Origin of the sequence: Catellatospora tritici, from assembly GCF_019083965.1 — a bacterium.
GTDB classification, from domain to species: Bacteria; Actinomycetota; Actinomycetes; order Mycobacteriales; family Micromonosporaceae; genus Catellatospora; species Catellatospora tritici.
In genome coordinates this window covers 436,645-443,156 of sequence record NZ_JAHRCY010000007.1, presented here as the reverse complement: position 1 = coordinate 443,156, position 6,512 = coordinate 436,645, and the positions used below count along the sequence as shown (strand labels likewise).

General features: G+C 68.2%; 6 protein-coding genes and 10 tRNA genes. 2 read left to right on the top strand and 14 right to left on the bottom strand.

Annotation, left to right across the window (positions count from 1 at the left end; translation table 11 throughout):
* Nucleotides 1-175: 175 nt before the first annotated feature.
* The 11 genes from KUA19_RS19145 to KUA19_RS19095 form a co-directional block, all read right to left on the bottom strand.
* Nucleotides 176-252 (bottom strand) — tRNA-Cys (locus KUA19_RS19145).
* 5 nt (nt 253-257) lie between these two features.
* Nucleotides 258-338 (bottom strand) — tRNA-Tyr (locus KUA19_RS19140).
* A 16-nt stretch (nt 339-354) separates the two neighbouring features.
* Nucleotides 355-428 (bottom strand) — tRNA-Pro (locus KUA19_RS19135).
* A gap of 40 nt (nt 429-468) precedes the next feature.
* Nucleotides 469-542: transfer RNA gene (locus tag KUA19_RS19130), tRNA-Arg, on the bottom strand.
* Nucleotides 543-553: 11 nt separating this feature from the next.
* Nucleotides 554-626: transfer RNA gene (locus KUA19_RS19125), tRNA-Ala, on the bottom strand.
* 11 nt (nt 627-637) lie between these two features.
* Nucleotides 638-708: transfer RNA gene (locus tag KUA19_RS19120), tRNA-Gln, on the bottom strand.
* 40 nt (nt 709-748) lie between these two features.
* The gene (locus KUA19_RS19115) at nt 749-1,192 is read right to left on the bottom strand and encodes an HNH endonuclease (RefSeq protein WP_217397336.1); all 444 of its coding nucleotides are present in this window, start codon (nt 1,190-1,192) and stop codon (nt 749-751) included.
* Between the two features lie 34 nt (nt 1,193-1,226).
* Nucleotides 1,227-1,300: transfer RNA gene (locus KUA19_RS19110), tRNA-Gly, on the bottom strand.
* Between the two features lie 28 nt (nt 1,301-1,328).
* A tRNA-Glu gene (locus tag KUA19_RS19105) sits at nt 1,329-1,399 on the bottom strand.
* Between the two features lie 469 nt (nt 1,400-1,868).
* The gene (locus tag KUA19_RS19100) at nt 1,869-3,485 is read right to left on the bottom strand and encodes a hypothetical protein (protein WP_217397335.1); all 1,617 of its coding nucleotides are present in this window, start codon (nt 3,483-3,485) and stop codon (nt 1,869-1,871) included.
* Between the two features lie 533 nt (nt 3,486-4,018).
* The gene (locus tag KUA19_RS19095; protein WP_217397334.1) at nt 4,019-5,236 is read right to left on the bottom strand and encodes an RCC1 domain-containing protein; all 1,218 of its coding nucleotides are present in this window, start codon (nt 5,234-5,236) and stop codon (nt 4,019-4,021) included.
* Between the two features lie 223 nt (nt 5,237-5,459).
* On the opposite strand from KUA19_RS19095, the gene KUA19_RS19090 reads away from it, so the two are divergent.
* Nucleotides 5,460-5,642 carry a hypothetical protein gene (locus KUA19_RS19090; protein WP_217397333.1) on the top strand — a complete coding sequence of 61 codons (183 nt, stop codon included), beginning with the start codon at nt 5,460-5,462 and terminating at the stop codon, nt 5,640-5,642.
* Nucleotides 5,639-5,944, top strand: coding sequence for a tyrosine-type recombinase/integrase (locus tag KUA19_RS19085; protein ID WP_217397332.1), 306 nt, complete (start codon nt 5,639-5,641; stop codon nt 5,942-5,944). Before KUA19_RS19090 ends, KUA19_RS19085 begins: the two co-directional genes overlap by 4 nt.
* Nucleotides 5,945-6,016: 72 nt before the next feature.
* On the opposite strand, the gene KUA19_RS19080 is transcribed toward KUA19_RS19085, so the two are convergent.
* The 3 genes from KUA19_RS19080 to KUA19_RS19070 all read right to left on the bottom strand — a co-directional run bounded on the left by KUA19_RS19080 (nt 6,017) and on the right by KUA19_RS19070 (nt 6,344).
* Nucleotides 6,017-6,092: transfer RNA gene (locus KUA19_RS19080), tRNA-Ala, on the bottom strand.
* A gap of 26 nt (nt 6,093-6,118) precedes the next feature.
* Nucleotides 6,119-6,247 (bottom strand): DLW-39 family protein, encoded by a 129-nt coding sequence (locus tag KUA19_RS19075; RefSeq protein ID WP_217397331.1) that lies wholly within the window; start codon nt 6,245-6,247, stop codon nt 6,119-6,121.
* A gap of 23 nt (nt 6,248-6,270) precedes the next feature.
* A tRNA-Ile gene (locus KUA19_RS19070) sits at nt 6,271-6,344 on the bottom strand.
* Nucleotides 6,345-6,512: the final 168 nt, after the last annotated feature.

Here is a 6,512-nt window from a genome sequence, read left to right as displayed (position 1 = left end):
TGATGGCACGGCAGGCACGGGACTCCTGTCGTTGAAGCGTAGAGAACTCCAATGATCGATGAGTCCCGTGCCTGTTCGCTATCCCTGACCGGCCACGCCCAGCTCAACGCCTACTGCCGGTCGCTCTAAGAAGGTGCCCTTCTCAACTCTCCCCCAGCGGACGGCGAACGAGTGCTGGAAGCCATGCCGGGAGTCGAACCCGAGGTCATCCGTTTTGCAGACGGAGCGCTCCACCCGGAACGCCACATGGCCGTACGTGCGGACGAAGGGATTCGAACCCCCTCAGACAAGCACCCGGTTTACAGCCGAGCCCGACTCTCCAACGTCGGCGCGTCCGCGTGTCTCTCTCGTACGTCGGGATGGCCGGACTCGAACCGGCGACCTCTCGCCCCCCAGACGAGCGCGCTACCAAACTGCGCCACATCCCGTTCATGGGCACGGCCCGACCCCCGTCGACCGCACCCATCGCGCCCTGAGCAGGATTCGAACCTGCAACCCCCGGCTTCGTAGACCGGTGCGCTGTCCCGTTGCGCCATCAAGGCTTGATCTTGCGTGGACCCAGCCGGACTCGAACCGGCCACCTCCGCTTTGCAAAAGCGGCGCTCTTCCTGATGAGCTATAGGCCCTGGTGGTGCTGCTCGCGGGCAAGGATTCGAACCTCGATTCCCTGATTCAGAGTCAGGTGTCCTGCCGTTGGACGACCCGCGAAAGGATCGGCCGCGGGTCCCCGTGGACCCCGCGGCCGATCTCAGCGCCGGGCCAGTGCCGCCCAGGACGGAGCCGTCGGGGTGACCCGCAGCGGCATCCGTGCCTCGACCGGCGTCCGGTCCCCCTTGCGCTGGTTGCAGCCGCCGCAGGCGGCCACCGTGTTGAGCCAGGTGTTGCGGCCGCCGCGCGAGCTCGGCAGCACGTGGTCGACGGTGCTCGCCGGCCCGCCGCAGTACGCGCACCGGTGCCCATCCCGCACCAGCACGCCGCGCCGCGACCAGGCCGGGCCGCCGCTGAACCGCCAGCGGGTCACCACGTAGCTGACCAGCCGGACCACCCGTGGCATCGGGTACACCCCGACCACCTGGTCCGGCTCGGCCTCGTGCACCACGGCCACCTGCCGCCACAGCATCCGCAGTGCGTGGCGCAGGCTGACCCGGTGCAGCGGGCCGAGGTCGGCGTTGAGTACCAGTACCCCGTTCATCGGGTCACCTCCTGAATCGAGTCGTGATGTCGAATGGAGCGGTGGCCGGGAGTCGAACCCGGGTCTCTGCCATGGCGAGGCAGTGCACTGCCGTTGTGCGACAACCGCTTGTTTTCCTGGAAATTGCTGTATTACGTAGCCGATGCGGGGCTCGAACCCGCTTTTCCGGGCTGAGAACCCGGGGGCCTACCCATAGCCGAATCGGCCTTGGCGCCGCCTCATGCGACGCATCACTCATTGCCATCCGCTGTGGAGTTTTCAAACGTCCGCGCCACCGGCGTACCGAGGCTTTCTGTGCAGGTAGTGCTGGTTCGGGAACGAAAAAGCCGCCCGCTCCCGAGGTTCGGGTGCGGGCGGCTGAAGCCGCTTCGACGACGCTTCAACAGCGTCGCGCACCCTGTTCCCGGCGGCTTTCACAACCGGGTCGACCGGCGTATCGCATGGCGCCGGGCAGGACCGCATCACCGCAGGGCGCGAGCCACAGCGGCGTGTTGTTCTGACGGCGGCACATGAGCGTTACTCCGGTCTGTTTCGGATGATGTCGTTCTTGGTGGGCATACCGTATGGCCATCGCACCGGACCCGGCAACCGTATTTACGCGAAGCCGATTCGCGCTGCTCGGGCCGGAATGGAGCGAGCCCGCGGCGCGGTGCCGCGGGCTCGCTCCACCACCGTGTCAGCCTTCGGTGACCGTCAGGACCAGCGGTCGGCCGGGGATCGGAAGGTTGTCGTCGTAGCCGCGGCCGTACGCGGCACTGTTGCCCGCCGCGTCGACGAGGATGAACCCGCCCGTGTACACACCCGGCGGCGGGTTGTAGAGCGAGGTCTCGATGGTGACGGTGCCGTCCTCGCCCTCCTCCACCCAGCCCGAGCCGCCGCCAATGGACCGGCCCTGCTCGTCGTAGAACGTGAACGAGTAGTACTGCTGGACCCGGGAGAACTCAGACGACTCCAGGGTCACCTTGGCGCTGATGGAGTACAGCTCGCTGGATGGAGCCGTGGTCCGGCTAAGCACCGCGCCGGCCACCGCGGGCGCGGTGGTGTCCGCGGCGCGGCGCACGCGCAGACCCAGGTCGGCGTTGCCGAACTGGGTGCCGTACAGCGCCAGGTTGCCCGCGGCGTCCTCCACCGCGACACCGTCGATGTGGCAGTCGGGGAAGCTCACCATGATCATGAGCTCCACCGAGACCGTTCCGTCGGCGGCCGCCTCCGGGGTGGTGTTCATCTGCCAACAATCGCCGTACGCCCGTACCGAGGTGATGGCACCCTCGGCTCCGGCAGGCCGCAGGCTCAGCCGGAACGTCTGGTCCTGCCGCCAGTTGTTGACCTCGGTGGCGCTGAGGGCGAAGCCGCTCGCACTCAGCGGCGAGTTCGCGGTGGTGTGCACATCGCTGGTTTCGGCATCGACCTCACGCGTCGCGCTGTTGCCGGCTACGTCGGTCAGCTCCACGCCCGCCACATGCCACACGCCCGCAGGAGATCCCTGCGGCAGCGTGAACGACAGCTCGCACCACACCGCGTGGTTGTCGTAGTTCGGAAAGTCGCCGCACAACGACGTGGACGAGTCCACCTTCACCAACTGGAACGGCCAGACGACCCGGACGCCGCCGGGACCGCGCAGCTTCACCCTGCCCTTCCAGAAACCGGCCTGGTCCTGGATGGACACGGTGTACTTGAAGGTCAGCTCGCGGCCGTCGGCGTAAAGCTCCGGCCGCTGCTCCCAGCTGCGGCCGAACATCTGCAGGACCGGTGCCTCAGTGTCCACCAACTCGGTCACGGCCACCGTGCTGTCGAAGGCCGCCAGCTTGTCGGTGCCGAAGGAGCGGGTGTTGCCGTGGTCGTCGGCCACCGTCAGCTTGGTGACCCGCCAGGTGACGTGCTCGGCGGGCCCATACTGCGGCACCACGAAATTCAAGGTGTACGACGATTGCTGGGCGGTGGGCTGCGACCAGTCGTCGGCGTACACGTCCCCGGAACCACCCGGTTGCAGCTGCCAGCGGTAGGACCTGGTCGGCCCTACCGCGGTGTCGCCGTTGAACAGCCGGAGCTCGACCGTGCCGTGCACCTCGGTGGCGACCGCGTCCTTGTCGGTCACCGTCCACTTGAGGTCGACGGCAGAGCCGGACGGCGAGCCCGCGGTGGTGTCGACGGTGTCGGCCGAGAAGGCGAGCGCGCCGAGACCCAGCTTCGCCCCACCGGAGGCCGCAGCCGCCGAGGCCGGTCCGGCGGCCGCGAAGACCGCCAGGGATGCGATCGCAGCCGTCGCGAGGATGCGTTTTCGCAGGGGTGTCAAAGATCCTCCCGTGATGAGTGCCCCGCGACTGGCGGGGCGATCGACACGCTAGCGGTCCCGCGCATCCCCGTCCGCCCCCTCAGGTATGACCCTCCACGGGCACTTCCACCCGATCCGAACGGGCCCGCGCCCGTCCCTGCCTACGCTGTACGCGCCGGTCGCGGGGTGAAGGGCGCAGAAGCCAGCAGACCGACGTCTCTCAGACGGCCCCGCGATGGGCTGAATGCTGACTTGGGTTCAGCCTGACCCACAAAACGAAGCTGGCCACGCGCCAGTGGATGGCGGTGACCAGTGTGCGGAGTGAGTGGAGCCTAGGAGAAGTCGTCGCGGTGCGGGTCCGCCGGTCGCGGTCGGCCTCCGACCTGTCGCCCGAGACCTCGGCGCTTCTGCTGCCGGGCTCGACCCCGCCACCGGACCTGGCACAGTCGGACTCGGACGTGCCACATCCGGACTCGAAGCCCGCGGAATGAGCGAGCCGACGGGACAGGGCCGCACCCGGCCGGGTGCGGCCCTGTCCCGTCGCGACCGGATGGTCAGGACGCCAGGCTGAAGAATTGCCCCGCTGACACGGAACGGGGGTGGTTGAGCCCGGTTCGCACGGTCACCGGCACGTTGCTGTTGTCGACCGGGCCGATGCCGAGCGAGCCCTCGATGTCGAGTCCCCACGCCTTCACGACGTTGCCCGAGACCGCCAGGCTGTGGCCGCCCTGGGTCTTGTCCACGGTACCGGCCGAGATGGCGGTGACGCCGGTCAGATCCACCGTGTTCACCGGGGTCAGTCGCGGGCTGACATAGGTGCCGTCTCCCAGTTCACCATCGCTGTTCTCGCCCCACCCCTTGACCTTGCCGCCCTCGGTCAGCGCCAGGCTGTACCCGTCTCCGGCCGCCACCGCCTTCACTTTCGCGCCCAGCTGGACCACGGGCACGGGCACGGAGCTCGGCGTGGTGTCGCCGGTGCCGAGCTGGCCGGTGGAGTTGTCGCCCCAGGACCGTACGGAGCCGTCGCGCAGCGCCGCCAACGAGTGGGTGGCGCCCCCGTCGATGGCCCTGACCCCCGTCAGCCCGCTCACGGTGACCGGAGTGGGCTGCGGCTGGTCGCTGGTCGTACCGTTGCCGAGCTGGCCGTACCTGTTTTCACCCCATGCCTGGACGGTCCCGTCGGCGAGGAGGGCAAGGCTGAAGAAATCCCCGGCCGCGATGGCCGTCACCTTGCCTTTGAGGCCGACGACCTTCAGCGGAAGGTCGCTGGAGGTGGGGGTGGTGGTGCCGATGCCGAGCTGGCCGTCGGAATTGGTGCCCCATGCCATCATGGTGCCGTCGTTCAGCAGGGCCAGGCTGTGGTCGTACCCGGCGGCGATCGCCTTCACGCCGGACAACCCGATCACGTTGCCGGGCACGGCACGCGTCTCCCGGGTGCCGTCGCCGAGCTGGCCGAGGGCGTTGAGTCCCGCGGCCTTGACGGTGCCGTTGGAAAGCAGGAACAGGCTGTGCGCCCCGCCGGCAGCGACGGCGCGTACGCCGTCGGGGACGGCGACGGTGACCGCGCTCGGCCGCGCCTCTAGGGAGCCGTTGCCGAGTTGGCCGAACCTGTTGACACCCCATGCCTCGGCGCCCTGGGCGAGCACGACCTTGGTCTTCCCGCCTTGGCCACCGTCCTTGTCCTCGGCGAACGCGACGGCCGGGGCCACCAGGGTGAGCATCGTGGTGACCGCGACGGCCCCAAGGCCGCGCAGTGCTGTGGTAATTCGCATGGACTTCCCCCCGGATCATGCATGAGCTGAGTCGGCCACGGCTACCGGCGCAAACGGATACCCAGCTCGCGGCCTCGTCCAAGTTGTACGGCACCGCAGGCGCCGCGCGGCTGCGCCAGCACGGCGTGTCGTCGCCTGGACACCGCCCGCAACGGCTCTCATGTCCGGCGTGGACGGGCACTGCCGATCCGGGCATCAGCTTGCATGCTGACGGGACTTCGACGTGTACGCGTACGAGTTCAAGCCCGGCTTGTGGGTCGGGTCGGTCGATCTCGGCTGGATCGGCGGCAAGCGACGGCGCAAGGTCGTCTACGCCCCTACCGAAGCCGAGGCAATCAGCAAGCGGGACGACCTGCGGCGCGCGCTCCAGCTTGAGGTGAACCTGGCGGCCCGCCGCGCACGGTGAAGGAGTTCGCCAACATGCTCGGTGGACCGATGGAGCCGCACAACGTGAACCGGAGGTTCGAGCGCGCCCCCAGTGCTGCTGGCCTGGACTGGCTCCGGCTGCACGACCTCCGGCCGCGTTCGCCACGTTCCTGCTGCACGACGGGCGGGACCCGAACAGTGATGGAGCTGCTCGGCCACTCCACGATCCGGCTGACGGCTGACACCTACGGACACGTGCTGCCCGCGAAGGCGCGCGACGCGGCGGACGGCATCGATCGAATCATGAAGGACGACGGGGACGGAAGACGTCCAAGTAGCTAGATCAAAAAGCTCTAGGCTTTACCGGTGGCTTTATCTGGCCACCGGTAAAGCCTAGTTGATCATCGTTCTAGCTGGTGGAGCCTAGGAGAATCGAACTCCTAACCCCCGCCTTGCAAAGGCGGTGCTCTGCCAATTGAGCTAAGGCCCCGGGGGACGGGTCAGCCGGCCCGTCGATTAGCGGAGATCAGGGGCGGTCGTGGCCTCGTGCCACAGTTCCCGCTCGTCGCTGGCCGCCTTCAGCTTCTTGGCGACCAGTGCGATCGCCACGCCGACACCGGCGACGATCAGCAACTTCTTCCACATGATGAGCACCTTACGCTCGGGAGTGGGGCTAGCTGGAATCGAACCAGCGACCTCAGAGTTATCAGCTCTGCGCTCTAACCGACTGAGCTATAGCCCCGTGCGCGACAACGAACCTTACCGCACTGATCCGGGCTCTTCCAAACCGGTATCCCCTTCCGCGCGTCGCGCCGCCCCTGGCGCCCGCCGTCACCCGACCGCCAGGCCATACCACCTGCCAAGATCAGCCGACCGGCCTCGGCGGGCAGCTCCCCCGCCCCGTCGACCG

What these genes read in the sequence shown, in the direction of transcription:
- KUA19_RS19115 (WP_217397336.1), bottom strand. Translation starts at nt 1,192, where the DNA reads ATGAACGGGGTACTGGTACTCAACGCCGACCTCGGCCCGCTGCACCGG.
- KUA19_RS19075 (WP_217397331.1), bottom strand. Translation starts at nt 6,247, where the DNA reads ATGTGGAAGAAGTTGCTGATCGTCGCCGGTGTCGGCGTGGCGATCGCA.
- KUA19_RS19095 (WP_217397334.1), bottom strand. Translation starts at nt 5,236, where the DNA reads ATGCGAATTACCACAGCACTGCGCGGCCTTGGGGCCGTCGCGGTCACC.